Origin of the sequence: Gordonia sp. KTR9, from assembly GCF_000143885.2 — a bacterium.
In the GTDB taxonomy this organism is placed as follows: Bacteria; Actinomycetota; Actinomycetes; order Mycobacteriales; family Mycobacteriaceae; genus Gordonia.
Map to the genome: position 1 here is coordinate 1,300,135 of NC_018581.1, position 26,999 is coordinate 1,327,133.

A 26,999-nucleotide genomic window follows, 5' to 3' on the forward strand; every position below is an offset into this window, starting at 1 on the left:
CGAGAATGACTGACGAGGTCGCCGGTGCCGGCGAGGTCCGCACCGAGGATGCATTCGACGTCGAGGTGGTGGCGAAGTGGCTCGAGGCGAACGCCTCGGACCCGGCCGGTCTCGACGCGGTACCGCAGGTACGCCAGTTCGGCGGTGGCGCATCGAATCTCACGTACCTGCTGCGCTATCCCGCCAGGGATCTGATCCTGCGCCGGGCGCCCCGCGGAACCAAGGCGCGCGGCGCGCACGACATGGCACGTGAGTACCGGATCCAGTCCGAACTCGCGACCGCCATCCGCTACATCGCGCCGATGATCGCGTTCTGCGACGACGACTCGATCCTCGGCGCGGACTTCTACGTGATGGGCCGCATCGACGGCGTCATCCCGCGGACCGAATGGCCCGCGGAAGTCCCGCTGGACGCCGAACAGGCGCGCGCGTTGTGTTCCAACTTCATCGACACCCTGGTGAAGGTGCATTCGGTCGACCCGAGCACCACGGGCCTGGCCGATCTCGGCAAGGGCCCGGGATATGTCCGCCGCCAGGTCGACGGGTGGACCACACGATTCCGCAACGCGCACACCGAGGATGTACCCGATTTCGAGCAGACGATGGTGTGGTTGTCGGAGAACCAGCCCGACGACGTCGCGACGTGCGTCATCCACAACGACTTCAAGCTCGACAACGTCGTCCTCGACAAGGACGACCCCACCCGCGTGATCGGCATCCTGGACTGGGAGATGGCCACCCTCGGTGACCCGCTGATGGACGTCGCGGGATCGATGGCCTATTGGATCCAGGCCGACGACCCGGACGCCATGCAACTCATGCGCCGGGTCCCGACACATCTGCCGGGCATGATCAGCCGCGCCGAGTTCGTCGAAAAATACTGCGAGCGCATGGGTTTCGACATGACTCCGGAGCGCTGGCGGTGGTATGAGATCTTCGGTCTGTTCCGCGCGGCGGTCATCGCCACAGCAGATCTACTATCGCTACTACCACGGCCAGACCAGCAACAAGGCATTCGAACGTCTCGGTTACGCGGTGGGGATTCTCGCGCAGCGATTGGACGACCTCCTGTTGTAATCGCTCCGACGAAAGGGCCGACATGGCCGACGACCTGATCGCCCCATCCAGCGCCGACGACGAGTTGGGGACGGGTGGTTATCGGCCCGAACTACGACGGACACTCGGCGGATTCGCCGTGTTCGCGATCTCCTTCGCGTTCATCTCGGTCGCGGTGGGCGTCTTCGCCACCTACGGCGAAGTGCTCGCCACCGCCGGCCCGGTGGGCATCTGGCTGTGGATCATCGCCGCGGTCGGACAGACGCTGATCGCGCTGGTCGTCGCCCAGTTCGCCGCCCGCATCGCGCTGAGCGGGTCGTCGTACCAGTGGGCGTCGAGGCTGGCGAACCCCAGGGTCGGGTGGCTCTTCGGATGGCTGAGCTTCTGGTATCTCGCGATCGCCGTCGTCGCGATGGACAATGCGCTCGCCAGCCAGGCGCTGATGCCGCTGCTGGGGATGGCCGAGGACGAATCGGTCGCACGGGTCATCACCGTTGCAGTACTCGTCGTCCAGGCTGTCCTGGTCATCGCGTCGACCCGGCTGCTCGGTCTGTTCACCTCGGGAGCCGTCGCCGTCGAGCTGGCGATCGTCGCGATCCTGGTCGTCGCGCTCGCGGTGGTGATGGTGGTCACCGGCAGCGGCCATCTCGGCAACCTGGGTTCGGCGGGGATCGCCGCGGGTGCGCCGGACTACTGGGCCATCGGCGGGGGAGTGATGGCCGCGATGGTCATGGGCCTGACGACCCTGGTGGGCTTCGACTCGGCGGCGAACCTCGCCGAGGAGGCCAAGGATCCGTTCCGGAGCGTTCCGCGCGCGATCGTCGGTTCGGTGGTGGCCGCCGCGGTCGTCGGACTGGCCTTCCTCATCGTCCTGACCCTCGCGATCGAGGACGTCGCCGCAGTCAGCCGCGACGGCTCACCGGTCGCGGCGATCATCCGCGACCAGCTGGGATCGGTTGCCGAACGAATCCTGCTGGTGTGCATCGTGTTCGCGATGTTCGGTGCCGGCATGGTCGTGATGGCCGCCTGCGCCCGACAGGTGTTCGCGATGGCCAGGGACGGGCGTTTCCCGGCGCATCGGCTGATGCGCCGGGTCAATCCGCGAACGCAGACGCCGGTCCCGGCGACGTTGCTCATCCTCGGCGTCGGCGTGGTGTTGATGCTCGCACTCCCGGGTTCGGCACTCATCGAACTGATCATCGCCTCGACGATCCTGCCGGCCCTCATCTACGGTGGGATCGTCGTCCTGTATCTCGTGGTCCGAAAGCGCTTGGAGCGCAAGGCCGGTGGTTTCAGCCTCGGCCGTTTCGAGTTCCCCATCGCGATCGCCGCCCTCATCTGGGTGGTGTTCGCACTGTTCGTCCTCGTCACTCCCGACGACGCGACCGTGCCGACGCTGATCGTCCTCGGACTGATAGCCGCGGGGGCGCTGTACTTCGCCTGGATGATGGTCCGGAATCGCCAGGTACTCGACTCCGAACCCGGCGTCGACGAATTCGCCGCGTCGTCAACCGAATCGAGCGACTAGTCCACCGGCTGCGGCCAGGTCGTCATCCCTCGCCACACCACATCGAACACAGCACGCAATCGGGCCTGTGTCGCCGGGTCTTCCAGGTGGTCTCCGCGAACCACGATCTGGTAGTACGCGGCACCGGCGATGGCGTCGAAGCAGGCTCCGATGTCCAGATCGGTGCGTAGGAGACCCCGTTCGATCCCGGTGCGGAGGGCGGCCTCCACAGGGACGCGGCGACGTGCGACATGCGATGTCCAATAGGCCTTCTGCAATGCGCGATCCGCCATCACGAGGCGGATCCGCTGCCGGAGTCGCGCTTCGGAGTACTCGGAGTGCTCGGCGCCCGGATCGCCCATCATGACGGTGAGCACGGCCTCGCGCAGGTCGTCGACGTCGGCGGAGATGTCCGGCGGCACAGTGCGTCCGACGTCGAGCGCGGCGGCGATGAGGGTGGTCAGCGACGGCCATCGTCGGTAGAGGGCCGCCCGGCTGATCCCGCTGCGGGAGACGATCCTGGACACGGTCACGTCCTGTTCCGCGTCGATCAGGGCGAGGGTCGCCACGATGATCTGCTCGTCGAGGGCATCGTCGCGAGGACGACCGGGACCGCGGCGCACCGCGGTACCGGTGTCGTGGGTGATGGCCGACATCATTCGCCCAGTGCCCGTTGCCGCAGTCGCCCGATCGTGTCGTTGCTCAACCCCGCGGCGCGCAGCGGGTGGAGCGCGTCTCCGTGGCGTTCGCGAAGCACCGCGAGCAGAAGGCGGATCGACACCCTCCATGGAGCCGTCGAGCAGTGCCGCGATGTCTTGCGCCTCATGGTCGACGCCGAGCGCCTTCCACATCGCACCCATGACCGGGTTGATGCGGGCGAGGATCGCGACCATGTTGTCGCCGGTGCGGGCGTAGTCCGCGGCGATGTCGTCGTCGCTCGCTCCGAGCGTGAGGAGGAGCATCGCGGCGAGAACACCGGTCCGGTCACGGCCGGCGGCGCAGTGGAACGCGGTGGTTCCCGGCGTGTGGGCGATGACGTTCAGTGCGGTGACCAGGTGCGGTGCGGCTCCTTCGACCATGCGCACGTACATCTGTCCCATCGCCTCGTGGCCGAGCGTCGGGGTGTTCGCCGCCATCGAATCCGCCACGTTCGCGATGAGCGGCAGCTGGTGATAGGCAACCGGAAACCTGGCGAGCGGGCCGCGTCCGGTCGCCGCCACCTCGCGGGGCGAACGCAGATCGATGATGGCGGTGAGCCCGTCGGCGGTGAGTTGCTCGGCGATCTGGTCGGTGACGTATGCGAGGTCGTCGGTGCGGATCGCGAGGCCGGTGCGCAGGACTCCGCCGTCGATCGGAATGCCGCCGAGGTCGCGCAGGTTGACCGGGGCGCTGGGTTCGAGGTCGATGGTGGTGCTCATGTGATTCTCCTTCGGATGAGTGCGCTGCCCTGGTCGATTGCGGTGACCAGCACGATGATGCAGATGATGATGGCGCTGAGGTGTCCGTAGTCGTACATCCGCATCGCGGTGGTGAGTTCGAGACCGATGCCGCCTGCGCCGACGAGGCCCAGGATGGTCGCGCCGCGCACATTGCCCTCGAACAGCAGCAGCGTGTACGAGACGAGCATCGGAGCAGCCTGCGGGACAACGCCGTACTGGATGACCTGGCGCTTGGAGGCACCGACGGCCTGCATCGCGATGATCGGACCCGGATTGACCGATTCCATTGCCTCGGCGTAGATCTTGCCGATCGAACCGATCGAACCGAGGGTCATCGCGAGGATTCCCGCGAACGGTCCCAGCCCGACGGCCGAGACGAACATCAGCGCGAAGATGAGGTCCGGCACCGAGCGGATGATGTTCATCGTCCACCGGGCCGGGTAATACAACCACTTCGGCGCGATGTTGGACGCGGCGGCGAACGCGACGAACAGGGAGAGCACCGCGCCGAGCACGGTGCCGACGATCGCCATCTGCAGTGTCTCCAGGAGGAGCTCCAGAATGAGGTCGATCTTCGTGAAATCCGGTGGGAAGAGCCGGGATACGAACTCGGCCATGTTCACCGCGCCGTCGCCGAGTGCGATGAAGTCGAACCCGACGCCGCCGGCGGACCAGATCAGGATGAGGACCGCCACCGGGATGCCGATGAGGAAACGCGTGCGCGGCACCGAGAAGGCCTGTTCCATGCGGGCGCGCTCGGCGGGGTCGAGGTCGGGTGCGGCGCGGCGGGTGCGCTGTTCAGAAGTCGAGCTCGTCATCGTCGTCCCCTTCCTCGTCGTAGAGCACCGCGAGCTCGGCGGTGTCGAGGTCGCAGGTGCGTGCCGACACGAGCATCTCGCCGTGCCGGAGTCCGACGATCCGCGAGCTGTGGGCGAGGGCCAGCGGCAGGACGTGCAGGCTCACCAGCACCGGGATTCCGTCCTGCGTCGCGATCTCCCGCAGGAGGCGGAGAACGGAGCCGGCCAGCTTCGGGTCGAGGGAGGCGACCGGCTCGTCGGCGAGGATGATCTTCGGTTGCTGCATGAGAGCCCGCGCGATGGCCACGCGCTGCTGCTGGCCGCCGCTGAGCGAGCGGGCGGGTTCCTTCGCCTTGTGGGCGATGCCCACCCGGTCGAGCAACTCCAACGCCCGCCTGCGGTGCGCGCCGGAGAATCCGCCGACGAGGTTGATCGCGCCGGCCCCGTGGAGGGTGCCGGTGAGCACGTTCGTCAGCACGCTCATCTGCGGGATCAGGTTGAACTGCTGGAAGACCTGTCCGACCTCGGAACGGAGGGTGCGCAGTTCGCCGCGGGCGAGGTTGGTGACATCGTGCCCGGCGACCCGTACGGACCCGCCGGAGATGGGGGCGAAACCGGTCAGACTCCGCATCAGCGTGGATTTGCCCGATCCGGACGCGCCGAGCAGTGCCACCATCTCGCCTGGCAACAGGTCGAGGTCGACGCCATCCAGCACAGGCCGGTCGTCGTACGCCACACGGAGACCGCGGACGGTGACCAGGGGAAGCCCCTTGCGGACCCCGTCGGTCGTCGGGGCAAGCGCGGCCGTGCTCACTGGAGATCTCCCAGCTCGACGCCGGCAACCGCCGCGATCTCGGCGAAGGGGGCGAACACGCTCGAATCGGGCGCGATGACGACGTCCTGTCCGGCGAAGGAGCTGTAGGCGCCCAGCGCCTCCGCGTTCTCCTCGGCGAACACCTTCGGGAGCGCCTCCTGGAGCAGGGTGCGGGTCTCGTCGTCGAGGGACTGGCGCGCGAGCACCGTGCCTGTGACGTCCATCGACGGGCTCTCGCCGACCGCACGCCACTCACCGTCGGCGAACGGGAACATCGGTGCGCCCAGCCGGGTCAGGGTGACCGCCGTGCACGCGGCGTCGACCTGCCCCTGCTCGAGTGCGGCGAAGCTGCCCTCGTGGCCGCCGGAGAAGATCGATTTGTAGTCCTTGCCCTGCTCCAACCCGGCCTGATGGAGCATGTACACGGGCATGAAATAGCCCGAGCTGGAAGCGGGGTCGGCGAAGGCCACGGTCTTGCCCCGGAGCTGCTCGACGGTGCGGACCGGCGAGTCGGATTTCACCACGCAGGTGGAGACCGGCTCACCATCGCCCTTCCAGGCGAGCAGCGCATCCACCTGGCCGGTGTTGACCGCGAGCGCGGAAGGGAACCCGGACATGATGCCGATGTCGACGTGATCGGCGCGGATGGCCTCGACGACGCTGAGGTAATCCGGCACATCGGTGACCTCGACGGTGCGGCCGGTCTCCGCCTCGAGCCGTTCGACGATGGTGTCGACCGGATTCGCCTGGGTCGGATCATCCGAAATGGGAAGCGTGGCAATGGTGATGGGAGCGTCCGACGCGGACTTCGAGTCGTCGCTCGATGCCTGACAGCCGGTGAGTGCGAGCAGGGTGATGCCGAAGATGGTTGCCGCCGGAAGGGTGTAGCGACGCATTGGTGACCTTTCGAAATACGCGGTGCTGGTTCGCGCCGATTGCGAGAACTCCGGTATTCGAACTCGTCAAGGTATCGGGGAATTACGAGACCGCTGTACTGCGAATGGAACGTCAGGTGAACAGAAGACGAAACGCTCACGGATGCGGGCTCACTGATGCGCGGGCTCACGGCACCCGCGCGGGCGCAACTAGTCCAGCCCCTCCTGGGCCCCGCGGTCTCCGCGTCGGACACCGGCGCGCTGGACGAGCACGATGGTCGTCCCGAGCAGTCCGACGGCCAGACCGGTGAGACAGATCTCGAGGGCGTGGTCGCCGCCGAGATCGGAGATCGCCACGACGAGCGTCGCCACGGCCCACGCGATCATCCCGACCACGATCACCGGCTCCGGGGCGCGCAGCGCGCGCGGTAGATCGGGGATCTCAGGTGTCGCGGACATGGACAACAGGGTAGCTTTCGGAACGTGCCACACGATGAGCCCAGTGAGTCTCGCGATCTGAGGTCCTCTGACACTCCCGGTGATGCGGACACCTCGAGCCACTCGCACAGCCAACCCGACTTCCCGGCGACCTCCCCCGGTCCGGACAGTCCGGTCGCGAGCGGCCCGCTCGACCGGTTCTTCAAGATCTCCGAACGGGGATCGACGATCAACCGTGAGTTCCGCGGCGGTCTCGTCACCTTCTTCACGATGGCCTACATCGTGGTGCTCAACCCGATCATCATCGGCGGCATCCCGGGCGGCGACAAGAACACCGACGTCCTGGGCAACGTCCTGCCGCTGGCGCAGGTCGCCGCGGTCACCGCACTCGTCGCGGGTGTGATGTCGATCCTGTTCGGCCTCGTCGCCAACTATCCGTTCGCGATCGCGGCGGGCCTCGGCATCAACAGTCTGCTGGCAGTGTCGATCGCCCCGCAGGTGACCTGGCCCGAGGCGATGGGTCTGGTGGTCGTCGACGGCATCATCATCGTGCTGCTGGCCGTGACCGGATTCCGCACCGCGGTGTTCAACGCGGTGCCCGCCGAACTGAAGGCCGCGATCGCGGCCGGAATCGGCTTGTTCATCGCCTTCATCGGCTTCGTCGACGCGGGCTTCGTCAAACGCATCCCCGACGCCGCCGGCACCACCGTGCCGGTGCAGTTGGGCATCGACAACTCGATCTCCACGGTCCCCACCCTGATCTTCGCGGTCGGGGTGCTGCTCATGGGCGTCCTGGTGGTGCGCCGGGTCCCGGGTGGTCTGCTGATCGGCATCGCCCTCACGACCGTGCTCTCGATCGTGCTGGAGCAGATCTTCGACTACGGGTCGAGCGTCGAGAACCCGTCGGGCTGGGGTCTGAGCGTGCCCGACATCCCCAGCGCCCTCGGCGGTCTGCCCGATCTCAGCCTCGTCGGCGACGTCGACCTGTTCGGCGCGTTCACCCGTATCGGTGTTCTTGCGGCATCGGTACTGGTCTTCGCGCTGGTGCTGTCCAACTTCTTCGACGCCATGGGCACGATGACCGGCCTCGGCAAGGAGGCCGGACTGGCCGACGAGAAGGGGAACCTGCCCGGGATCGGCCGCGCGCTGGTGGTCGAGGGAACCGGTGCCATCGCCGGCGGTGCCGCGTCGGCGTCGTCGAACACCGTGTTCGTCGAGTCCGCCTCCGGCATCGCCGAAGGTGCGCGCACCGGCCTCGCGAATGTCGTGACCGGTGTGCTGTTCCTGGTGGCGATGTTCCTGACACCGCTTTACGAGGTGATCCCGCTCGAGGCGGTCGCCCCCGCGCTGGTGGTCGTCGGCGCCATGATGATCGGCCAGCTCACGACCGTCGACTTCAAGCGGTTCGACTACGCGCTGCCGGCTTTCCTGACCGTGGTCACGATGCCGTTCACCTACTCGATCGCGAACGGCATCGGCATCGGCTTCATCAGCTGGGTCGTGATGGCGACCGCGGCGGGCAAGGCGCGCACCGTGCACCCGTTGCTCTGGTTCGTCGCCGCGATCTTCGTGGCCTATTTCGCCCGCGGACCGATCTCGGACCTCATCGGCTGACGCGCCGACGCCGTGCACTTCCGGTATGTCGGGTTTCCTGTCGTCCACCCGACTCAATTTCGCATTGCGTAGGTCTTCGGCCTGCTCGGCTGGCCTACCCTGGGTGGATGAATTCACCAGATGGTGACGGAAGCCTGTCCGGCGATCTGTCGCTCGCGGTCATCCGCCTCGCGCGCCGCCTCCGGGGCCGCCGCGAGAACAAGCTGGTGTCACTGACCCAGCTGTCCGCCCTCAACACGCTCCATCACGAGGGACCGATGACCCCGGGCGCACTCGCCGCGGCCGAGCGGGTCCGGCCACCGTCGATGACCAGGGTCATCGCCTCGCTGTCGGATCTGGGGATGATCAGACGGGAACCCCATCCGACCGACGGCCGTCAGGCCATCGTGACGCTGTCGTCCGAAGGCGCCGACGTCGTGATCGACGAACTCGCCGCCCGCAAGGCGTGGTTGAGCGACCGGCTGGCGGAGCTGTCCCTCGACGAGCGGGAGATCCTGCGCGGGGCTGTGCACATCTTCGAGAAGATCCTCGGGCAGGCCGACACCGACGTCCCGCGGTCACGCGTGATGTGAGCCGTCCCCGCACCCACTGCTCCCTGAGGTGCGAGGAGCGATAGCGACGAGCCACGAAGGGTCTGGTGAGGCGTGTTGTGAGGCCGCCCTTCGAGGCTCGCTTCGCTCGCACCTCAGGGAGCAGAAGGTAGGCGCTCACGCGCGATGTGAGCCGTGGCCCGCCCCTGAGGACTCACCACTGCTCCCTGAGGTGCGAGGAGCGATAGCGACGAGCCACGAAGGGTCAGAAGAACGTGCCGGAGAAGGGTGCGCGGTCGGTCATGAACGCGTGGTCCAGGGCGCGCAGCGTCGCCGGGGAGTCGACGTGCAGGCGTCCCGCGGCCGCGAAGGCCGACGGTCGGATCCCGCCCAGGTAGATGCTCGAGAGCACCGAGATGTCCAGCCGGACCGTGGGCACCGCACCCGTCTTGGCCGGCGCGACGATCGCTCCGCCCTCGCGTACCGAGATGTCGAAAACGCCTCCGTGCCCGCGGAATTCGTCGGTCACCTCGATCACGGCATCCAGGTCGGCCGCGTAGTGGCGGCCGCCCAGGGCGGCCGGGACGTCGAGGATTCGCAGCCACATCGTGTCGGCGGTGCCGGTCACCGACACCGACCGTGGATTGACGAGCTTCTGCGGCAGCGGGTCGTCGACCGGGATCGACGCGGTGATCGACGGGATGAGGTCGAGGTTGATCAGCACACGCCACAGGTCGGTGTGCGCGTCGTCGGTCACCGCGAACACCTCGTTGACCTCGCCGCGCACCGCGCCGGTCTCGTCCTTGAAGATGCGGTAGCTCGCGTAGCCGTCGGCGTGAAGCAGATAGTGCAATCCGCTCGCCGACAGCGGCCGCTCCGACGCGCGGTCGGCCAGGATGGGATTCCACCATGCGGGTGTGCGGGTGAGGGCGCCCGGCGTCGTGAGGGTCCAGCGTGCGTGGAGATCGGGGATCGCCGCGGCCACCGCGTCGGCGTCGGCGTAGCGGACGGTGGCGTCGTCGGGCTGGGCGGCCCGTATCGCCGCTCCCGGGGTCAGCGACACCGAGTTCGCGAAACACGCCGGGCCGAAGCCGAACCGCTCGTAGATGGTGCCCTCACTCGCGGTGAGAATCGCGAAGGTGTACTTCTCCGACTCCCACTGCTCGACGAGTTCGGTGAGCATGCGACGAAGGATGCCGCGGCGCCGGTGGGTCGACGCCACCGAGACCCACGACAGGCCGGCCGCGTCGGACACACCACCGCCGGGCAGCGACATCGACATCCGGTAGAACATCGCGACCCCGACGAGGGGCTGGGTGTCCAGGCCGGTGTCGCGCACCAGCACGACGTCGTCGTCGGCGACCTTGCCGCGCAGATCGGCGACCTCGTCGTCGGGCAACGGGTTGCGCATGGCGAACGCGCGGGCGTCAGTGGTGATGATGTCGGCCCAGTCGGCGTCGGTGGCGCGTTTCAGGGACAGACGTGACATCGGAGTCGAAGCGCTGGTCACGCCTTCCACAGTTTCATACCCGGGCGCTGTCGGGTTCGTCCGGGTGGCAGACTGTTGCGGTGCCCGGGCTCGCAGTGAACGTGATCGACATCGACGACCCGGAGGACCCCCGCGTCGACGACTTCCGCGATCTCAACTCCGTCGACCGCCGCCCCGACCTGCCGGTCCTGCCCGGTGGACGCCCGGGCCGCGGTCTCGTCATCGCCGAAGGCGTGCTCGTCGCCCAGCGGATGATCGCGTCGCGGTTCGAGACCCACGCCTTCCTCGGGGTGGCCAAGAGACTCGACGAACTCGACGCCGATCTCCGGGACCCGTCGCTGGCCGGTGTGCCCTTCTACCGTGCCACCGCCGAGGTCATGGCCGAGGTCGTCGGTTTCCACCTCAACCGCGGCGTGCTCGCGGTGTCCCGTCGACCGTCGGTGCTCACGGTGCCCGACATCCTCGACGACGCCCGAACGGTCGCGATCCTCGAAGGTGTGAACGACCACGAGAACATCGGCTCGATCTTCCGCAACGCCGCCGGACTGGGCGTCGACGCGGTGCTGTTCGGGCAGGGTTGTGCCGATCCGCTGTATCGCCGCTGCGTGCGGGTGTCGATGGGCCACGCGCTGCTCGTGCCGTTCGCGCGGTTCGACGACTGGCCACGCGGCCTGGACCTGTTGCGGAATCAGGACTTCCAATTGGTCTCGATGACTCCCGACCCCGATGCGGTGACTCTCGCCGAGGCGGTCACCGCCGAGAAGGTCGGCTTCCTGGTCGGCGCCGAGGGTCCCGGCCTGACGGCTTCGGCGATGGCGGCGACCGATGTGAAGGCCCGCATCCCGATGAGCCGGGGCACCGACTCGCTGAACGTGGCGACCGCGGCGGCCGTTGCGTTCTACGAGCGCGCACGGTCGGGCACGATGGGGGAATGACCGTCGAGTCGGAGAACGGCGAGCCCACGCCATGGGTCCTGGGGATCATCGTCGGTGCTTCGTGCGCGTTGTTCGCCGCGTTCGTCCTGGTCGGGGTCTATCAGCTCATCGGGGGGATACTGCCTTTCCTCGGCATCGCCGCGGTTCTGGTCGTCGCGGGCGGCCTCGGGTGGACCCTGTGGGAGTTCCGGGCGCGGCCCGTGTGGCGCTGGGTCGTGTGGGGACTGCTGCTCGGCTTCCTCGCCGGCGTCGCGTCCTCGATCGCCTTGCTGGCGCTGGGGCGACCCCCCGCTGCCTGAGGAGCGAGCTTGCGAGCGTCTTCTCCTGTTGCCTGAGGAGCGAGCTTGCGAGCGTCTCGAAGGCCTCAGAACCCGAAGTATTCGCGGATGCGGCCGCGTTTACGGGTGGGCTGCTCCGGCGGCGCCGTCCGCTGCTGGGTGCGCGAAGCCGTTGCCGCGCGGTAGTTCTCGTAGTCGGCGGCGGTCGGTTCGTACTCGGCCGGGTGCAGCGCGAAGCAGGTGACGGTGATCAGCGCCGGGTCGAGGTCCGACTCCGCGAGCGGGTGGGTGTAGCGGAATCCGAGCCACGCGCGGTTCGACTCCTCGGCGAGGTGCCCGGGGTGGAACGGCAGCGACATCGGCGCGGTGGGGACGCCGTCGGCGTGGCTCAGCGGGTGTTCGCCGCCCCAGAACGGTTTCTCGAACGTGAACGGCAGGCCGTGATCCTCGTGGATCGTCACCGGGTCGGCCGCGAAGGAACGCCGAAGAGTCCCCGACTCCCACCGGGCGAACACCCCGAGCGAGGCGTCGGGTTCGGTGTAGAGCAGGGTCGTCGTCGCGCTGGGGCGCATCCGTGCGAGCGCGCGGGTCAGCGTCGACGGTGTGGTCGTCTCGAACAGCGAGCAGGACACGACGGCCAGGGGGCCGTAGAAGCCGGCGTAGACATGGGTGTCGCGGGCCGCGGCGGCCGCCGCGAGATCGGTGTCGACGAGGGGGACGAGCACGCTGTCGCCGAAGATGGCGGTGGCCAGCTGGTGGGCGTGTTGGGAGTCGTTGGCCGGACCGGTGCGGAGGATCGCGGCCGGATCGTCGGAGTCGACGAACCACACCGTGGCAGCGCGTGCCGAGGACACTCAGCTGTTCCCGTTGCTGCGTACGCCGAGCAGGACATCCTCCCACGCCGGGACGGCCGGTTTGCGTGTCTTCTTCCGACGCGGACGTTCGGGACCCGACGCCGGGGCGGACGGCGCCTCGTCGGGGTCGGTGCCCTCGGCGTCGACGGCCGGTCCGGCGGTGGTTGTGTCCGGGCCGGATGCGGTCTCGCCGGGCTCGGCGGACTGCTCGTCGTCGAAGCCGAAGTCGAAAGGCACGGTGCCGTCGTCCTCGGCAGTGGTCCGCCGGTCGTGGCGGGCGCGCTGCGCACCGATGATCGAGTTCGCGTCGATGGTGACCTCTTCGCGCCCGTCCGGGGTCGTCTCGACGGCGACCTCGGGGGTCGCCACGGGGGTCAGGCGACGGCGCGGAGCGATGGTCTCGGGATGGGTGAGTTCGTCGGCGAGGTCGTCGAGCGGGTCGACGCTGCCGCCGTGCGAACCGGGCTGGTAGCGCCAGTGGGCCAGGTTGTCGGTGCGTCCGACACTCCAGGCCACCTGCACCACCCAGTAACCATCGTCGCCCTTCCACGCGTCCCAGTCGGCGTCGTTCGGATTCTGGCCGTAGGCGTGGAGGCCCTCGGCGACCGACTCGACGAGCGTCGCGACGGCGGGACCGTCGTGGCGGACGGGGTGGGCAGCACCGGCGAGCTCGGTCGCGCGGCTGCGTTCGAGGAGGACCGGGTGGGCGAAGCGTTCGATCTTCTCGACACCCACCCCTGCTGCGGCCGCGACCTCGGCGACGGTTGCACCTGCTCGGATTCGTGCCTGGATCTCGCGTGGCCGCAATGCACTCTCCATCTCGATCTCGATCTGTCCCAGTCGTGAGATGTCGCCGCGGGCTGCGGCGCGGAGGCGTTCGTCGGAGGCGATCCGGAATTTCTCACCCGATTGCGGGTCTTGGCAGATCACATGGGAGCCGTCGGTTTCCACTCCGACGACGCGGAGCTCACGCATCTGCTCCTCCTCCGGTGGGTGCACGCATTGGGGTCACATTAACTCACCGATCTGCCGGTTCACTGTGGGACACGCGGCAAAACCGCAGTTCAGCACGCGTGGGGCTCAAGCGACGCCAGCGGTCGATGCGTCGGATGTGGTCTGTGTGAACCAGGCTACCGGTTCGTGAAGCACCGCCGGCGCGCCGCAACGATGCGTGCGGCGCGCCGGCGGCGTGTGGTCGACGAGGTGATCAGAGACGCTCGACGATGTAGTCGATGCACTCGGTGAGCTTGCTGACATCTTCGGGCTCGATGGCCGGGAACATGCCGATGCGCAGCTGGTTCCGGCCCAGCTTGCGGTACGGCTCGGTGTCGACGACGCCGTGTGCGCGAAGGATCTTGGCCACCGACGCGGCGTCGACGTCGTCGGTGAAGTCGATCGTGCCGACGACCTGGCTGCGGTTGGCCGCCTCGCCGACGAACGGCGTCGCGAACTGGCTGGCCTCCGCCCACTGGTAGAGGCGCGAGCTGGAATCGGCGGTGCGCGAGACACACCAGTCCAGGCCGCCGTTGCCGTTCATCCACTCGATCTGGTTCGCGAACAGCAGCAGCGACCCGACGGCCGGGGTGTTGTAGGTCTGGTTCTTGCTGCTGTTGTCGACCGCGGTCGGCAACGACAGGAACTCCGGGCACCAGCGGTCGGTCTCGGCGATCTCCGCGACCCGGGCGAGCGCACGCGGGCTCATGAGCGCGACCCACAGGCCGCCGTCGGAGGCGAAGCACTTCTGCGGGGCGAAGTAGTAGACGTCGGCGTCGGCGATGTCCACGGGCAGACCGCCCGCACCCGAGGTGGCGTCGATGGCGATGAGCGCGTCATCCGAACCGGCGGGCCGGACGACGGGGACCGCGACGCCCGTCGAGGTCTCGTTGTGTGCCCAGCCGATGAGGTCGACGCCGCCGAAGTCGTCGGCGGTCAGCGCGGACGGATCGGGCGCGGTGCCCGGGTCGGTGGAGATGACCGCGGGGTTGTCCAGGAACGGCGCCTTCTTGGCGACGGTCGCGAACTTCGACGAGAACTCGCCGTAGGTGAGGTGCAGCGACCGCTGCTTGATCAGGCCGAACGCCGCGGCATCCCAGAACGCGGTGGTGCCGCCGTTGGAGATCACGACCTCGTAGCCCTCGGGCAGGGAGAACAGATCGGACAGGCCCTCGCGGATCGAGCCGACGACGTTCTTCACCGGCGCCTGCCGATGACTCGTGCCGAACACCGACGCGCCGGTGTCGACGAGGGACTGCAACTGCTCGGGGCGCACCTTCGACGGTCCGCAACCGAAGCGGCCGTCCGACGGCAGCAGGTCGGCGGGCAGGGTGATCGGTGCGGTGGCGGCTTCGCTCATGTCGGCAATTCTAGGGAGTGGCCCCCGCCACCCCGGGTTCGGTCCCTACAACCTGCAAGCGGCGACGCCGGTTCCACCTCGGGTGGATGCCGCACGGGCGCGGGTTCCAGCAGGTTTCGCTGGTTCAAGCAACGCTGATTCGAACGAAATCGCATGTTCGCGGGCTTCGCAGCAGTCAAGGTGCCGGGGCATGAGGACTGGCGTTCGACAGTTCCGTCCACGAAAGCGCGACGAACTGCGACAACGCGTCGCCGGGACGAGTTGAACTTTCAGAAGATCGCCTGGCTGCCGCCGGATGTGATGGCGACGGCGATGAGGTTCCGAACGACTCTGTTCGGCGCCCTATGATCCCCGCGCCTGGGCGTGCGTCGAGAAGCATTCCGCATTTCAGACGCGGGAGGATTTGCACAATCCAGTGATGGGATCTACTCCGTTGTACGGCACTCCAGCTCTCGCCACCGAAGGGGAGAGCCAAGCGCGAGACTTGGAGGGCTGGAAACTGTTCTGGCTGCTGTCTGGTCAGGGCTCGGGCCACGCGGGTGATTGAGGCAGAGTCGGGAACCCTTTCTCGCCGAATAGTTTTGGTTCCAATTCCGCAGGAGATCCGTCAGGCGCGAAAGGGCTCTGACCGGAGTACGCCGGAATCCGATCAAGCATCCCGGCTGCCCATCGAGAACAGGGCCGCTCGTTGAAGGGCGGTTGCGGAGGGGGGCGGATGCCCCATGGCACCGCGTCGAACTTCCATGGATAGAAAACATCGAACTGCGGCGCCCGTGTTCCTGTTCCCGGTGCTGCCGTTCGCGGGATATTCGATCGCGGATCCACCGCATTCGGGGGGAGTTTGGCTGTGAAGCTGAACTCATATGCACTCAGATAGGCGCTTTCTGGTTCTCCCGTACGCACCTCGGCTCGACCGCTGCGCAGGAAGCAACCCCGGGCAGATAGCTCACGTTCTGAAGCTCGAATCTCCGCGATGTGGGCGTACATCGTGCCGAAGAGGGCCGGGAACGAGCCCTCGGGCCGCTTCGGTGCGAAAAGGCAACCGACCCTGTTCTCAACGCTAGGCGCTGGGGCGGCTGCAACCGCGCCAGGATAAGCGGCCTGTCTCCCGAATACCGACAATTGGCAGGATTCGACGTACGCACGAGCGAGCTCGGCCGGCCTGCTGTGAAGATCGATTCCCTCTGTGGCCGACCAGACGACGTTATATGGCCCGGCGGTCTCGGAGGGGTAGCGGTAATCCTGCGGAGCGACGGGGGATGATGCCGACTGTGAGCTGAATGTGACTGATTGTTCAGCCGGGGCTTCCGAGGTTGCACAGCCGGTCCCGGCAAACGCCATCATGATGAGTACGGCAGAAGTACCGCGTCTTATTCTCATCTAGTCTGAACCGTTCAGGATCATGTTGTCGTAATTGTCGGGGTCGGTGGGATCGAAGTTCATTCGCCCTTGTTGGTTGCCGGTGCTGGTACCGGCACGTAGCGATTCCACCAACTGTGGGTTGTCTAGCGCCCCTTCCATCGCACTCAGGAGCTCGCCTTGGTCTCCCTTGTGCTCGGAGAGGATGTCTGCAAGTGGCTTGAGTCGCCCGTCCCCGCTGTACCATTCGGCGGGTGCACCGGCGTCTGGTGCTGCGTCGATTCCCCTTAGCGCACCGTAAACGAGGCGAATCTCGTCTTCAGCTGCCGTGCCACCGGACCCGACACCGGTAGGAGGGCGGAATTCTATGTCGCCTGCAGATTCTGCGGGCAGAAGCCAGGGTGATGCCGCCGTGCCCGCGGCTCCTACAGCAATCACAGCCGGATGAGGGACACCGGTTAATCCAGCGGACGCAGAAGTAACTATGTTCCGGATCTTTGTGTCTGCAGCATTGTCGGCCTCCGTTGTAGCGTCCTCGTCAAGCTGGAGATCGTACTCGGCTCCATAGAGTCCGGACTGCCCTAAGGCGCGGAGGTTCGCGCTTAGCTCAGCCAATGATCGCGCTTGGTGCGGTTCTGTGGACGCCAATTCGCCCGCGACGGTGCCGTTTCGAATCGTCTGATCGAGAATGTCGCGGTAAAGGTCTGCGCCTGCCCCTGTGCCATCGGGATTCTCGTCAGTCGGCGCTCCGTAAGTGTTATCGCTCGCGACAAGGGTGAAGAGGCGTGCTGCACGGCGCTGCATCTCGTCGGGCGCAACGTCCGGATCGAATCCGGGGTGGCCATGGACTCCTGACTCGCCGCCCGCAAGGATGTTCAGATACGGCAGGGATGCCGCTCGGAGGGCACCCGCCAGATGCGGATTGATTGTTCCTATTGCATCTCCAGCAGTGTTGACGTTCATCAACTTTGAGAAGTTGTTGGAGTCGGCGGTAGATGTGGCGAAATCGAATAGTCCGCTGAACGCGCGGTCCGCTAGCGCAACTCTGGTCGGGTCACCGCTTCCGCCACTGTCTCTGATCCAGTCGATGAGACCACCCGCGACGTCGCCACCGTCGTCCCAATCGTGCTTGAGGACGTACCCGACCATGTCATCCCTGTCATATGCAGCGAGCTTCTCGCCGCTGGAATACTCACCAGTGAGGATGGCGGCTGACGCCTCGTGGTTTCTGGTGCCCACGTCCATAAAGGTCCGGATCGTATCCTCGTAGGTACGTTTGAGTGTCTCGTGGCCGTCGTGTGGCCCGCCGTAGTTGGTCTCGGGTGCTATCAAACCGCTGTCATCGGCGCTCCGGCTTGCACCTCCGGCAGCTTTGCGGATGAGCTCGGTACCAAATCTCTCTCCCGGCGGCACGGTTCCGGAGTGAGCGAGGAGACCGGCGAGTGGAACATCGACGTTCCGGATGCGCGCTCCGTCATTGGAGTTGTGATTACTAGCCCAGTCCTGCACCCAGCCGGGCAGGTACTGATACCCACTATTCGCGCCGACGTTCTCGTTCGACAGAGTGAGGAGGCCTTGGCCGAGGGCCTTGGACCAGGAGTCTCCGGCGGGTGTGTGCATGCCGTCGAACTTGGACTTCAGGTCGAACAGTCCGTCGGAGCCCACCGAACCGTAGAAGGTGTGGAGGTACTCCTGGACACCACGCGGGACGTCGTTCAGCTTCTCGCCGTTCGTCAGCCGCGCTATCTGCTCGTCGCTCAGCCCCGCGGCTCTCAGGCTGCGTCCGACCGCAGCAGCCTCTTCGTCCGTCCAGCCATCGGCGGCCAGCTGACCGTGGCGGCGCCCGTCCTGCGCGCTGAGGGTGAGTGCCGGAGGTGCGATGGTGTTCAGGTTTCCGACGGCGGTCTGGATCAGAGCGGCGTGATCGGAGGCTGTGGTGGCCAGCTCGTCAGCTTTCCCCTTCACGAAGCTGGTCATTTCACGTTCCCTGTCGGCGATCTGACCAGGAGTCAGCTCGTCGTCCTCCTTCGGGACGTACCGCATCTTCCACGACGGATCGGATTCGCTGACCAACAGGAAGCGCTGCATCGAGGCGCCGAGGAGAGCGCTGTTGACCGCGGTCTTCGACGAGTCGATTGCCGCCGCGGCGTTGTCGAGCGCAGTCTGAAGGTCGTCGACCTTGGCCGCTACCTTTTTGGCCCACCCGTTCTGGTCACTCGCCCGTGCATTTGCCGCCGAGCGGGCACCGCCGGCCCACGACGTAATTGGGACCTGGTCGACCGTTCGCTCGGCGGCCTCGGAGTTTTCTCGAATGGCATTCGCCAGGCCGGTGAGCTTGGCCTCGGCTAGCTCCCAGGGCTGCCACGAGTCCATGATCACCTTGGTCAGGGGCGGGTGCCCGCTCATCGGGGTGGCTCGTTTTCGGGGAGGGCGGAAAGGGTACGGAACTTGGTCGCGTTCTCGTCGTCGGCGTCGACTGCGATCGTGCGCGCTGCGCGCACGGCAGAGGCGAACGTCTCCCACTGCCCCGATACGGCGGTCTGCGCCTGCGTCAGTTTCGCTGTGGCCTCCGCGCCCGCGCCGACGAGGGGTGAGTTCGGCATCGCCGTGTTGATGGTGGCGGTGACGTCTGGCCTAGGTGCGGACTCGATGAAGTAGCCCATGCCCTCGAGCGCACCTGCGACGCCGTCCATGGCACCTGAATTTACGACAAAATCTCCGCTCATCGTTCCCCCGACAGTCGTTGTGAGCACGTGACTTGGGGAACACAAAACGTTGCGGGCCGCAAACCGACGAGCGGGTGTTCACAAGCGATCTGTCCAGGCTGGACGCTTATGTGGGCAGGGCCTACAGGCCCGGTTTCACGACGTCGCCCCAGCCCTCGACGTCCTCGGGGCGCCGGGGGCTCGGCCCGGTGTAGATCGCGGCGGGGCGGACCAGCTTGCCCAGACGCTTCTGCTCCATGATGTGCGCGCACCATCCGGCGGTCCGGCCGCAGGTGAACATCGCCGGCATCATGTGGGTCGGCACCTCGGCGAAGTCGAGGATGACGGCCGCCCAGAACTCGACATTGGTCTCGATGGCGCGGTCGGGGCGTCGTTCCCGGAGTTCGGTGAGCGCGGCCTGCTCGAGCGCCGCGGCGATCTCGAAGCGCGGTACGCCCAATTCCTGTGCGGTGCGGCGGAGCACGCGGGCACGCGGGTCCTCCGCGCGGTACACCCGGTGCCCGAAGCCCATCAGCTTCTCCTTGCGGTCGAGGATCCCCTTCACGAGTCCTCGTGCATCGCCGGTGTTCTCGACCTCTTCGATCATCGGCAGCACGCGCGCGGGGGCTCCGCCGTGCAGGGGACCCGACATGGCGCCGATCGCGCCCGACAGCGACGCGGCGACGTCGGCTCCGGTGGAGGCGATGACCCGCGCGGTGAACGTCGAGGCATTCATGCCGTGCTCGGCGGCGCTGACCCAGTAGGCGTCGATCGCGGCGATGTGGCGGGGGTCGGGGTCGCCCTTCCAGCGCGTCATGAAACGTGCGGTGACGGTGTCGCATTCGTCGATCACGTGCTGGGGGACCGCGGGCTGGTGGATGCCGCGGGCCGACTGCGCCACATATGACAACGCCATCACCGATGCGCGGGCGAGATTGTCGCGGGCGGTCTCGTCATCGATGTCGAGAAGGGGCTGGTAACCCCAGATCGGTGCGAGCATGGCCAGTGCGGCCTGGACGTCGACGCGCACGTCACCGGTGTGGATCGGCAGCGGGAACGGTTCGGCCGGCGGCAGACCGTTGCCGAACCTGCCGTCGACCAGCAGCGCCCACACATCGGCGAAGGTCACCTTGTTCTCGACCAGGTCTTCGATGTCGACGCCGCGATAGCGGAGATTGCCGCCGTTCTTGTCCGGTTCGGCGATGTCGGTCGTGAAGGCCACGACGCCCTCGAGCCCGGCGACGAAATCCTCGGGAACAGTGTTGGCCATGGCAACCCACCTCACTCGACGTCCGTGTCGTGCATCCGCTGTCCGGTGAATCCTCGCGAATCCTCGCGGGACGGGACTCGCCGGGGATGCGGTCCACGACGAACTGTAGATCAGCCGGACGCCCCGCGTGTACCCCGGAGTAACCAGCGGGGTCGGAGTAGCGTCAGCAAAGTGTTGGACGAGTCGCACGACCCCATCGACCTGCCGAACATGCGCGTCGGATACGGCGGCGGCATCCCACCCAACATCGGCGAGGGTGACCGTGCCGCGGGCGCCGACGGTATCCGCGAGAACCTCGACCCGAGCTGGTTGCGCGGCGACCCGCCGTGGCTGGATCTCTTCCACGTCTGGCTGCGTGAAGCCGTCGACGCCCGCATCGCCGAGCCCAATGCGATGGTCCTCGGCACGGCCGACGCGGAGGGCCGGCCGTCGACGCGCACCGTGCTGTGCAAGGGCGTCGACGCGAACGGCGTGGTCTTCTTCACCGGTCACGACTCGGACAAGGGCCGCCACCTCGCCGCGAATCCGTATGCCTCGGTGACCTTTCCCTGGATCGCCCTGGAACGTCAGGTGCACTTCCGCGGGCCGGTCGAACACGTCAGCGCCGAGGAGGTCCAGGCGTACTGGGAGCTGCGACCCCGCGGTTCCCAGTTGTCGGCCGCGGCATCGGAACAGTCGCGGCCCATCGGCAGCCGCGTCGAACTCGAGCAGAAGGCCGCCGCGCTCGCCGAGGCCTACGGCGGCTTCGACGACGGTGCCGAGGTGCCGGTCCCGTCCGACTGGGGCGGGTACCGCATCGCACCGGTCGAGGTCGAGTTCTGGCAGGGTCGGGCGAACCGCCTGCACAACCGGGTTCGGCTGACCCACGTCGACCACTCCTGGCGGGTCGAACGGCTTCAGCCCTGACCGACGGTCCGGTCCGCGGCAGCTGGACACCACGGATCGGCCTGCGCGCGGCCCGACCCCTCAGTTCTGAGCCGGCAGTACGTGTTCACCGGTCTTGTCGCACGACAGTGCCAGTGAGGAGATGTACTGCTTCTCGCCGTTCGGGCCGGGGACCGCTGAGGCGATCATGTCGGGCCGTTCGAACTCCATGCCGGTGACGCAGCACAGGAGCTTGACGTCGGAGGGGTTGCCGAGTTCGTCGTACATCGGGAGGTCGATGCCGTCGTCGGTGCGACGCAGGTAGTACTTGCCCTTGGTCGCGAGTGCGATGATCGGTGGCAGTACCAACGCGAGTATCAGGGCGACGAGCGGTGAATACGGTGCGAGCGTGTCGCCGAAGACGTTGAAATACACCATGATCGACAGTCCGCCCGCGACGATGACGGACACGAAGCCCACCGGGTTGACGTTGTAGAGCATCCCGCGGCGGAACTCGGGTTGCTTCGGCGAGATCTTGAGCAGGTACTTGTTGACGGCGATGTCCGACGCGACGGTGACGATCCACGCGATGGCGCAGTTGGCGTAGAAGTTCAGCAGCTCGTTGAGGAAGCTGAACATGTTCGCCTCCATGAGCACGATCGCGATGCCGACGTTGAAGACGAGGAACACCAGCCGGCCCGGGTAGGTCTTGGTGACCCGGGTGAAGCTGTTGGTCCACGCGAGCGAGCCGGAGTAGGCGTTGGTCACGTTGATCTTGACCTGGCTGATCACGACCAGGATCACCGCGAGGGTCATCGCGAGCCAATGCGGCATGAACTCCTCGTACACGGCGAGGAACTGATGCACCGGCTCGTTCGCGACGCCGGCCGAATCGGCGAAGTTCACGATCAGGTAGACCGCGAGGAAGAGGCCGACGATCTGCTTGATCGCGCCGAAGAGCACCCAGCCCGGACCCGCGGTCAGTACCGCGGTCCACCAGCGTCGGTTGTTCTCAGGCGTTTTCGGCGGCATGAAACGCAGGTAGTCGATCTGCTCGGCGATCTGGGCGATCAGCGACAGACACACACCCGCGGCGAGCATCGCTCCGGCGAACGAGACGGCATGTCCGCCCTGGCCATCGGTTCCACCGCTGAACGCCAGGAATTCGCCGATGGCCTCGGGGTGCTGGATCACCAGGTAACCGAAGGGCAGCACCATCATGACCAGCCAGAGCGGGGTGGTCCACACCTGGAGTTTCGACAAGGTGTTCATGCCGTAGATGACCAGCGGGATGATCAGCACGGACGAGAGCAGATAACCCAGCCACAGTGGGATGCCGAGCCCCAGCTCGAGCCCCTGCGCCATGATCGATCCCTCGAGGGCGAAGAAGATGAACGTGAACGACGCGAAGATGACATTGGTCAGCACCGAGCCGTAGTAGCCGAAACCGCTTCCGCGCGTGATGAGATCGAGATCGATGTTGAACCGGGCCGCGTAGTAGGAGAGCGGGTAGCCGGTCAGGACGATCACGATGGCGAAGAACAGGATGCCCCAGAGTGCGTTGCCGGTGCCGTTGGCGATCCCGATGTTCGCGCCGATCGCGAAATCGGCCAGGTAGGCGATGCCGCCCAGCGCCGAGATCGCGACCACGCCGGGGCTCCACTTGCGGTAGCTGCGCGGGGCGAATCTGAGCGTGTAGTCCTCGAGCGTCTCCCGGGCGGCTGCGGCCGCGGTCCCGGTCACCGGTCGACGTTCCGAGGCGGTGCCCGCGGCGTCGGCGTCGGGTGCCTGTTCGGTGGTCATCGGGCCCTCCCCGCAGTCGTGACATGCACGAAGTGACGCTAGGAGAATCCTGTTACAGCGCCGATGACCGTGTGTTGCGCAGGAATTAAGAACCGTTGGCACAGCGCGATTCGTGCTTTTCGGACATTGCACCCGAGAGGTGCCCTGACCGGCCGGCCAGTCGTTCGCAGTCTTAACATCGTGGAAATGGCCCGTCTTCTCGCCGACACCACGCCGCTGCGCAACCAGTACTTCCGGCGGTTGTGGCTGGCGAACATCGTCACCGTGATCGGCGCGCAGTTGAGCGTCGTCGCCGTGCCGGCGCAGATCTACGAGGTCACCGGCAGTTCGGCCTATGTCGGGCTGACCGGTGTGTTCGGTTTGGTCCCGCTGGTCGTCTTCGGGCTCTGGGGTGGAGCGCTGGCCGACGTCGTCGACCGCAGGACCCTGCTGATCATCACGACGATCGGCCTCATCGTCTGCAGCGCACTGTTCTGGGCGCAGGCCGCGATGGGCGGACAGAACGTGTGGATCGTCCTGGTGCTCTTCGCCGTTCAGCAGGCGTTCTTCGCCGTGAACCAGCCGACGCGGACCGCGGTGCTGCCCCGGCTCCTCGACGCCGGGGACCTGCCCGCCGCATTGTCGCTGAACATGACGGTCATGCAGGCGGGAGCGATCGCCGGGCCGCTCGTCGGTGGCTCCCTGATCCCGGTGCTCGGCTACTCACTGCTCTACTTCGTGGACACGCTGTTCCTGCTGCCGACGCTCATCGCCGTCGCGATGCTGCCGTCCCTCCGTCCGGAGAGCGACGCCGCGCCCAAGGTGGCCGGCCTGCGTTCGGTTCTCGAGGGTCTGCGCTACCTGGCCGGGCACAAGATCCTCCTGGCGTCCTTCCTCGTCGACCTGATCGCCATGATCTTCGGCATGCCGCGGGCACTCTTCCCCCAGATGGCGCACGAGAACTTCGGCGGACCGGAGGGTGGTGGCATCGCCTTCGCCCTGTTGTTCACGGCGATCTCCGCGGGAGCCGTCGTCGGCGGGATCTTCTCGGGATGGGTCGCTCGCGTGGAGCGCCAGGGGCTCGCGGTCATCGTGTGCATCATCATCTGGGGTCTGACGATCACCGGGACCGGGATAGCGGTGTCGTTCGCCGACGGGACGGCCATTCCGATGCTCGTCGTCGCGGTCGTGCTGCTGATGATCGGTGGTGCGGCCGACATGGCCTCGGCGGCGTTCCGGCAGACGATCCTGCTGGCCGCCGCGACCGACGAGGTCCGCGGCCGGTTGCAGGGCGTGTTCATCGTGGTGGTCGCCGGCGGCCCGCGGATCGCCGACGTCGCGCACGGTGCTGCGGCCGCCTCGATCGGCGTCGCCGCCGCGACGGCGTTCGGCGGTGTCGCGGTCGTGATCGCGACAATCGTGGCCGCCCTGATGATCCCGGCGTTCGTGCACTACCGCGCCGGTCAGCGGACCTGAGGAGCGAGTTCGCCGGGCAGCGCGGCCCGGCGATCGGTGCCACCATGGACGCCATGACCGCCGCCGCCACCGACTTCGACGTGCCGATCATCGACATCTCGCCCTATACGCGCAACGGCGATCCCGCCGACCGGGCAGTGGTCGCGGCCAGGTTCGACGACGCGGCGAGTTCGGTCGGCTTCATCCAGGTCGTCGGGCACGAGATCCCGGCTGCGGTCATCGACGAGTTCACCGCGGTCATGGACGACTTCTTCGCCCTTCCGCTCGAGCTGAAGAAGGCCTACCGCACACCTCCGGAGATCAACCGTGGGTACGCGCCCCCGAAGTCGGAATCCCTGTCGTTGTCACTGGGCGTCGAGCCCGCAGCTCGCATGAACGACTTCTTCGAGGCCTACAACGTCGGCGTGGAGGCAAGTCAGTACCCCGACCTCGATCTGCCCGACGACCACTACGCGGCGAACACCTGGCCGGCCGTCGAGCATTTCCAGGCGGCGGTGTCGGCGTACTTCAGTGAGGCCCGACGCGTCGCGCACACGCTGACCAGGATCTTTGCCGACGCGCTCGATCTGCCCGCGGACTTCTTCGAGAGTTTCACCGATCATTCCCTCGACGTGCTCCGGATGAACAACTACGCACTGCCGCCGGGGGAGATCGAACTGGACGGCGAGCTCACCGGTATGGGGGAGCACACGGACTACGGGATCGTGACGGTGTTGTGGGCGGATCAGGTCAGGGGTCTGCAGGTGCTCGACCACTCGGGCAACTGGCACGACGTGAGCCCCGCCGACGGCGCCCTGCTGATCAATCTCGGAGACCTGATGGCGCGCTGGACCAATGAGCGGTGGACGTCCACTCTGCATCGGGTGAAACCGCCCATCGTCGACGGCACGGTGGAGCGGCGACGGTCCGCCGCGTACTTCCACGACGGCAATCTCGACGCGATGATCACGACGCTTCCGTCGTGCGTCGGTGCGGGCAGCCGCTATTCGCCGATCACCGTGGGCGAGCACATCGGTGCGAAGCTCGCGGGCTCGCGCGCCGGACGCCCGAATCCGCACGCCACCCGTGAGGCCGGTCGGGTCCGGCAGGCGATGCGTCGAAGTCAGGGGCAGCAGTAGACCTTGTTCGCGGGTCTCAGTCCGCCGTGAGCACCCCGGGATAGGACGCTCGCCGTGCGGCCGTCACCGGGCAGTAGTGCATGGGGTTGTCGCGCTCGCTCTCCGGCGGGAGGTTGCGTGTGGGCGTGTGCACGATCGGTGCGTCCCGGGCGACCTTGCCGGTCACTCGGTCCCACGCGTCGCGCGGGCGCGGATGACGCAGCACCCGCTTGGGCAGGAGACGGTGCATCACGAGGTTGATGCCCTTGCCCAACAGGCGGAATCGTCGTTCGTCCTTGTCGGTCCAGTCGAGTCCGAGGATCTCGCGGACCGGCTCGTCGTAGAAGCCCGTGGTCAGCCACATGAAGATCTTCTGGTTCCGGGGGACGAGATAACGGTCCCACAACCACGTCGGGATGAAACCCAGGAACGGCGGCGGTGGCAACTGTGTGATGTCGAGGACCGTGCGGACCGAGACGTGATCGCGAAGAACGTTGCGGCACATGTAATCCCAGTACTCGAGGAAGTCCTCGTATGTGTCCGGGACGGGCCGCATCGACACGCCGTACTGGGCGTACCAGGCCTTGGACTCCTCGAACAGCTGACGCTTCTGGTCACCGGTGAGGAAGGGCCCGAAGCGCTCACACAGTCGGACATTGCCGTACCAGAACGTGGCGTGGGCCCAGTAGAAGACATCCGGGTCGAGCGCGTGATAGCGGGAGCCGTCCTCCATGGTGCCCTTGACGGTCCGGTGGTAGTCACGTACCTCCAGTCCGGTCTGCGCACCAGGAACGACCGAGTCGAAGACGACCCCGCTGATCGGATACAGGGAACGCATCAGGCGCTGCCACCGCTCACCGAAGAAGTCCGAGTGGTCCCACACCGCCGCACCCAGCTTGGGATGCATGTTCTGGATCGACCCGGCCCACAGGCCCTGGAACATCCCCGTCCACGTGCCCCAGATCTGCCAGGTGAGCGAATCCGGACCGAGTGGCTCGTACTCCTGGGCCGGTGCGGCGTCGCCGGGGTGGCCGGAGTCGGCGCCATGAACGGGACAGGTCTCCTGCGCGGCGTCCACAACCTCGGTCATGAGACGGAACTCTAGGTTCGTCTCACCCGGGTGTCAACCGTGTGTCACTCCGGATTCTCGTGTGTCACCGCCCGATAGCCCCGTGCGCCCGCGCGGTCGACGGCGGCCTTGACCAGACCGAACACGAGTCCCTGCAGCGCGGCGGCCACGAGAACCTCGGTGTTGGAACGCTCCAGGTCCTTGGGGTCGGGTGCGGAATCGTCGTCGGAGATCCGTTTCCAGATCTGACCGAACACGGCGCCGGCGGCGATACCGCCGAGCACGCTGGTCGCCAGGGACATCGGTTTGTACATCGCCTTCGATACGGCACTCATGGAAGTTCCTCGCTCATTCGGATGTGGACGGGTCGCAGTGACGGCGTGGGTGGCGCTGTACGG

23 protein-coding genes and 1 pseudogene are annotated in these 26,999 nt (G+C 66.9%); 9 read left to right on the forward strand and 15 right to left on the reverse strand.

Annotation, left to right across the window (positions count from 1 at the left end):
* Positions 1 to 5 precede the first annotated feature (5 nt).
* Together KTR9_RS06645 and KTR9_RS06650 are read left to right on the forward strand one after the other, a co-directional pair.
* Positions 6 to 1,077: pseudogene (locus tag KTR9_RS06645) on the forward strand (phosphotransferase family protein).
* Positions 1,078 to 1,099: 22 nt separating this feature from the next.
* On the forward strand, positions 1,100 to 2,584 hold the full coding sequence (locus tag KTR9_RS06650; RefSeq protein WP_014925754.1) for an APC family permease: 1,485 nt from the start codon (positions 1,100 to 1,102) through the stop codon (positions 2,582 to 2,584).
* Here KTR9_RS06650 and KTR9_RS27805 read toward each other — a convergent pair.
* The 5 genes from KTR9_RS27805 to KTR9_RS06680 all read right to left on the reverse strand — a co-directional run bounded on the left by KTR9_RS27805 (position 2,581) and on the right by KTR9_RS06680 (position 6,947).
* Positions 2,581 to 3,981, reverse strand: a complete 1,401-nt coding sequence (locus KTR9_RS27805) for a tyrosine-protein phosphatase (RefSeq protein WP_014925755.1) — start codon at positions 3,979 to 3,981, stop codon at positions 2,581 to 2,583. The two genes, KTR9_RS06650 and KTR9_RS27805, sit on opposite strands and share 4 nt — an antisense overlap.
* Positions 3,978 to 4,820 (reverse strand): phosphonate ABC transporter, permease protein PhnE, encoded by an 843-nt coding sequence (gene phnE, locus KTR9_RS06665; protein WP_014925756.1) that lies wholly within the window; start codon positions 4,818 to 4,820, stop codon positions 3,978 to 3,980. Before phnE ends, KTR9_RS27805 begins: the two co-directional genes overlap by 4 nt.
* Positions 4,801 to 5,613, reverse strand: a complete 813-nt coding sequence (locus KTR9_RS06670; protein WP_010844311.1) for a phosphonate ABC transporter ATP-binding protein — start codon at positions 5,611 to 5,613, stop codon at positions 4,801 to 4,803. The genes phnE and KTR9_RS06670 overlap by 20 nt, the downstream gene beginning before the upstream one ends.
* Positions 5,610 to 6,509 carry a phosphate/phosphite/phosphonate ABC transporter substrate-binding protein gene (gene phnD / locus KTR9_RS06675; RefSeq protein ID WP_014925757.1) on the reverse strand — a complete coding sequence of 300 codons (900 nt, stop codon included), beginning with the start codon at positions 6,507 to 6,509 and terminating at the stop codon, positions 5,610 to 5,612. Before phnD ends, KTR9_RS06670 begins: the two co-directional genes overlap by 4 nt.
* Positions 6,510 to 6,698: 189 nt before the next feature.
* Positions 6,699 to 6,947, reverse strand: coding sequence for a DUF2530 domain-containing protein (locus tag KTR9_RS06680; protein ID WP_010844309.1), 249 nt, complete (start codon positions 6,945 to 6,947; stop codon positions 6,699 to 6,701).
* 24 nt (positions 6,948 to 6,971) lie between these two features.
* On the opposite strand from KTR9_RS06680, the gene KTR9_RS06685 reads away from it, so the two are divergent.
* Entirely contained in the window at positions 6,972 to 8,540 is a 1,569-nt protein-coding gene (locus KTR9_RS06685) for an NCS2 family permease (protein WP_010844308.1), read from the forward strand.
* A gap of 107 nt (positions 8,541 to 8,647) precedes the next feature.
* Positions 8,648 to 9,112: a MarR family transcriptional regulator gene (locus tag KTR9_RS06690; protein WP_044506095.1), complete on the forward strand. Its 465-nt coding sequence runs from the start codon at positions 8,648 to 8,650 to the stop codon at positions 9,110 to 9,112.
* A gap of 223 nt (positions 9,113 to 9,335) precedes the next feature.
* Here KTR9_RS06690 and KTR9_RS06695 read toward each other — a convergent pair whose 3' ends face one another.
* A complete protein-coding gene (locus tag KTR9_RS06695) occupies positions 9,336 to 10,559 on the reverse strand; it encodes a GNAT family N-acetyltransferase (RefSeq protein ID WP_148281254.1) in 1,224 nt (407 codons plus the stop codon).
* Between the two features lie 80 nt (positions 10,560 to 10,639).
* Here KTR9_RS06695 and KTR9_RS06700 point away from each other — a divergent pair, with 80 nt between their 5' ends.
* A complete protein-coding gene (locus KTR9_RS06700) occupies positions 10,640 to 11,494 on the forward strand; it encodes a TrmH family RNA methyltransferase (RefSeq protein WP_014925759.1) in 855 nt (284 codons plus the stop codon).
* Positions 11,491 to 11,793 carry a DUF2537 domain-containing protein gene (locus KTR9_RS06705; RefSeq protein WP_010844792.1) on the forward strand — a complete coding sequence of 101 codons (303 nt, stop codon included), beginning with the start codon at positions 11,491 to 11,493 and terminating at the stop codon, positions 11,791 to 11,793. The genes KTR9_RS06700 and KTR9_RS06705 overlap by 4 nt, the downstream gene beginning before the upstream one ends.
* A gap of 65 nt (positions 11,794 to 11,858) precedes the next feature.
* Here KTR9_RS06705 and KTR9_RS06710 read toward each other — a convergent pair whose 3' ends face one another.
* From KTR9_RS06710 to KTR9_RS06735, 6 genes are all read right to left on the reverse strand, one after another.
* The gene (locus tag KTR9_RS06710) at positions 11,859 to 12,626 is read right to left on the reverse strand and encodes a DUF6928 family protein (protein ID WP_010844791.1); all 768 of its coding nucleotides are present in this window, start codon (positions 12,624 to 12,626) and stop codon (positions 11,859 to 11,861) included.
* Positions 12,627 to 13,601, reverse strand: coding sequence for a septation protein SepH (gene sepH / locus KTR9_RS06715; protein ID WP_014925760.1), 975 nt, complete (start codon positions 13,599 to 13,601; stop codon positions 12,627 to 12,629).
* A gap of 232 nt (positions 13,602 to 13,833) precedes the next feature.
* Positions 13,834 to 14,979 (reverse strand): phosphoserine transaminase, encoded by a 1,146-nt coding sequence (gene serC, locus KTR9_RS06720; RefSeq protein ID WP_014925761.1) that lies wholly within the window; start codon positions 14,977 to 14,979, stop codon positions 13,834 to 13,836.
* Positions 14,980 to 16,359: 1,380 nt separating this feature from the next.
* The gene (locus KTR9_RS06725) at positions 16,360 to 18,744 is read right to left on the reverse strand and encodes a TPR repeat region-containing protein (protein WP_044506098.1); all 2,385 of its coding nucleotides are present in this window, start codon (positions 18,742 to 18,744) and stop codon (positions 16,360 to 16,362) included.
* Positions 18,741 to 19,031: a hypothetical protein gene (locus KTR9_RS27245; protein ID WP_044506100.1), complete on the reverse strand. Its 291-nt coding sequence runs from the start codon at positions 19,029 to 19,031 to the stop codon at positions 18,741 to 18,743. Before KTR9_RS27245 ends, KTR9_RS06725 begins: the two co-directional genes overlap by 4 nt.
* Positions 19,032 to 19,185: 154 nt before the next feature.
* Positions 19,186 to 20,313, reverse strand: a complete 1,128-nt coding sequence (locus KTR9_RS06735) for a citrate synthase 2 (RefSeq protein WP_014925764.1) — start codon at positions 20,311 to 20,313, stop codon at positions 19,186 to 19,188.
* A gap of 210 nt (positions 20,314 to 20,523) precedes the next feature.
* Here KTR9_RS06735 and pdxH point away from each other — a divergent pair, with 210 nt between their 5' ends.
* Entirely contained in the window at positions 20,524 to 21,219 is a 696-nt protein-coding gene (gene pdxH, locus KTR9_RS06740; RefSeq protein ID WP_425307045.1) for a pyridoxamine 5'-phosphate oxidase, read from the forward strand.
* A 60-nt stretch (positions 21,220 to 21,279) separates the two neighbouring features.
* Here pdxH and KTR9_RS06745 read toward each other — a convergent pair whose 3' ends face one another.
* Positions 21,280 to 22,980: a purine-cytosine permease family protein gene (locus KTR9_RS06745; RefSeq protein WP_010844786.1), complete on the reverse strand. Its 1,701-nt coding sequence runs from the start codon at positions 22,978 to 22,980 to the stop codon at positions 21,280 to 21,282.
* Positions 22,981 to 23,166: 186 nt separating this feature from the next.
* Between KTR9_RS06745 and KTR9_RS06750 the strand changes: the two genes are divergently transcribed.
* Together KTR9_RS06750 and KTR9_RS06755 are read left to right on the forward strand one after the other, a co-directional pair.
* Positions 23,167 to 24,435, forward strand: coding sequence for an MFS transporter (locus KTR9_RS06750; RefSeq protein ID WP_044506108.1), 1,269 nt, complete (start codon positions 23,167 to 23,169; stop codon positions 24,433 to 24,435).
* A 44-nt stretch (positions 24,436 to 24,479) separates the two neighbouring features.
* Positions 24,480 to 25,553: an isopenicillin N synthase family dioxygenase gene (locus KTR9_RS06755; RefSeq protein ID WP_014925766.1), complete on the forward strand. Its 1,074-nt coding sequence runs from the start codon at positions 24,480 to 24,482 to the stop codon at positions 25,551 to 25,553.
* A gap of 16 nt (positions 25,554 to 25,569) precedes the next feature.
* Here the strand turns inward: KTR9_RS06755 and KTR9_RS06760 are convergent, their stop codons facing one another.
* A complete protein-coding gene (locus tag KTR9_RS06760) occupies positions 25,570 to 26,622 on the reverse strand; it encodes an oxygenase MpaB family protein (protein ID WP_014925767.1) in 1,053 nt (350 codons plus the stop codon).
* Between the two features lie 44 nt (positions 26,623 to 26,666).
* The gene (locus tag KTR9_RS06765; protein ID WP_010844782.1) at positions 26,667 to 26,936 is read right to left on the reverse strand and encodes a DUF4235 domain-containing protein; all 270 of its coding nucleotides are present in this window, start codon (positions 26,934 to 26,936) and stop codon (positions 26,667 to 26,669) included.
* Positions 26,937 to 26,999 lie beyond the last annotated feature (63 nt).

Coding starts and splice junctions, on each gene's coding strand:
- KTR9_RS06735 (WP_014925764.1), bottom strand. CDS start 20,313: ATGGCCAACACTGTTCCCGAGGATTTCGTCGCCGGGCTCGAGGGCGTC.
- serC (WP_014925761.1), bottom strand. CDS start 14,979: ATGAGCGAAGCCGCCACCGCACCGATCACCCTGCCCGCCGACCTGCTG.
- phnE (WP_014925756.1), bottom strand. CDS start 4,820: ATGACGAGCTCGACTTCTGAACAGCGCACCCGCCGCGCCGCACCCGAC.
- KTR9_RS06765 (WP_010844782.1), bottom strand. CDS start 26,936: ATGAGTGCCGTATCGAAGGCGATGTACAAACCGATGTCCCTGGCGACC.
- KTR9_RS06705 (WP_010844792.1), top strand. CDS start 11,491: ATGACCGTCGAGTCGGAGAACGGCGAGCCCACGCCATGGGTCCTGGGG.
- KTR9_RS06745 (WP_010844786.1), bottom strand. CDS start 22,980: ATGACCACCGAACAGGCACCCGACGCCGACGCCGCGGGCACCGCCTCG.
- pdxH (WP_425307045.1), top strand. CDS start 20,524: ATGCGCGTCGGATACGGCGGCGGCATCCCACCCAACATCGGCGAGGGT.
- KTR9_RS27245 (WP_044506100.1), bottom strand. CDS start 19,031: ATGGACGGCGTCGCAGGTGCGCTCGAGGGCATGGGCTACTTCATCGAG.
- KTR9_RS06750 (WP_044506108.1), top strand. CDS start 23,167: ATGGCCCGTCTTCTCGCCGACACCACGCCGCTGCGCAACCAGTACTTC.
- KTR9_RS06680 (WP_010844309.1), bottom strand. CDS start 6,947: ATGTCCGCGACACCTGAGATCCCCGATCTACCGCGCGCGCTGCGCGCC.
- KTR9_RS06695 (WP_148281254.1), bottom strand. CDS start 10,559: ATGTCACGTCTGTCCCTGAAACGCGCCACCGACGCCGACTGGGCCGAC.
- phnD (WP_014925757.1), bottom strand. CDS start 6,509: ATGCGTCGCTACACCCTTCCGGCGGCAACCATCTTCGGCATCACCCTG.
- KTR9_RS27805 (WP_014925755.1), bottom strand. CDS start 3,981: ATGAGCACCACCATCGACCTCGAACCCAGCGCCCCGGTCAACCTGCGC.
- KTR9_RS06725 (WP_044506098.1), bottom strand. CDS start 18,744: ATGAGCGGGCACCCGCCCCTGACCAAGGTGATCATGGACTCGTGGCAG.
- KTR9_RS06760 (WP_014925767.1), bottom strand. CDS start 26,622: ATGACCGAGGTTGTGGACGCCGCGCAGGAGACCTGTCCCGTTCATGGC.
- KTR9_RS06755 (WP_014925766.1), top strand. CDS start 24,480: ATGGACGCCATGACCGCCGCCGCCACCGACTTCGACGTGCCGATCATC.
- sepH (WP_014925760.1), bottom strand. CDS start 13,601: ATGCGTGAGCTCCGCGTCGTCGGAGTGGAAACCGACGGCTCCCATGTG.
- KTR9_RS06650 (WP_014925754.1), top strand. CDS start 1,100: ATGGCCGACGACCTGATCGCCCCATCCAGCGCCGACGACGAGTTGGGG.
- KTR9_RS06690 (WP_044506095.1), top strand. CDS start 8,648: ATGAATTCACCAGATGGTGACGGAAGCCTGTCCGGCGATCTGTCGCTC.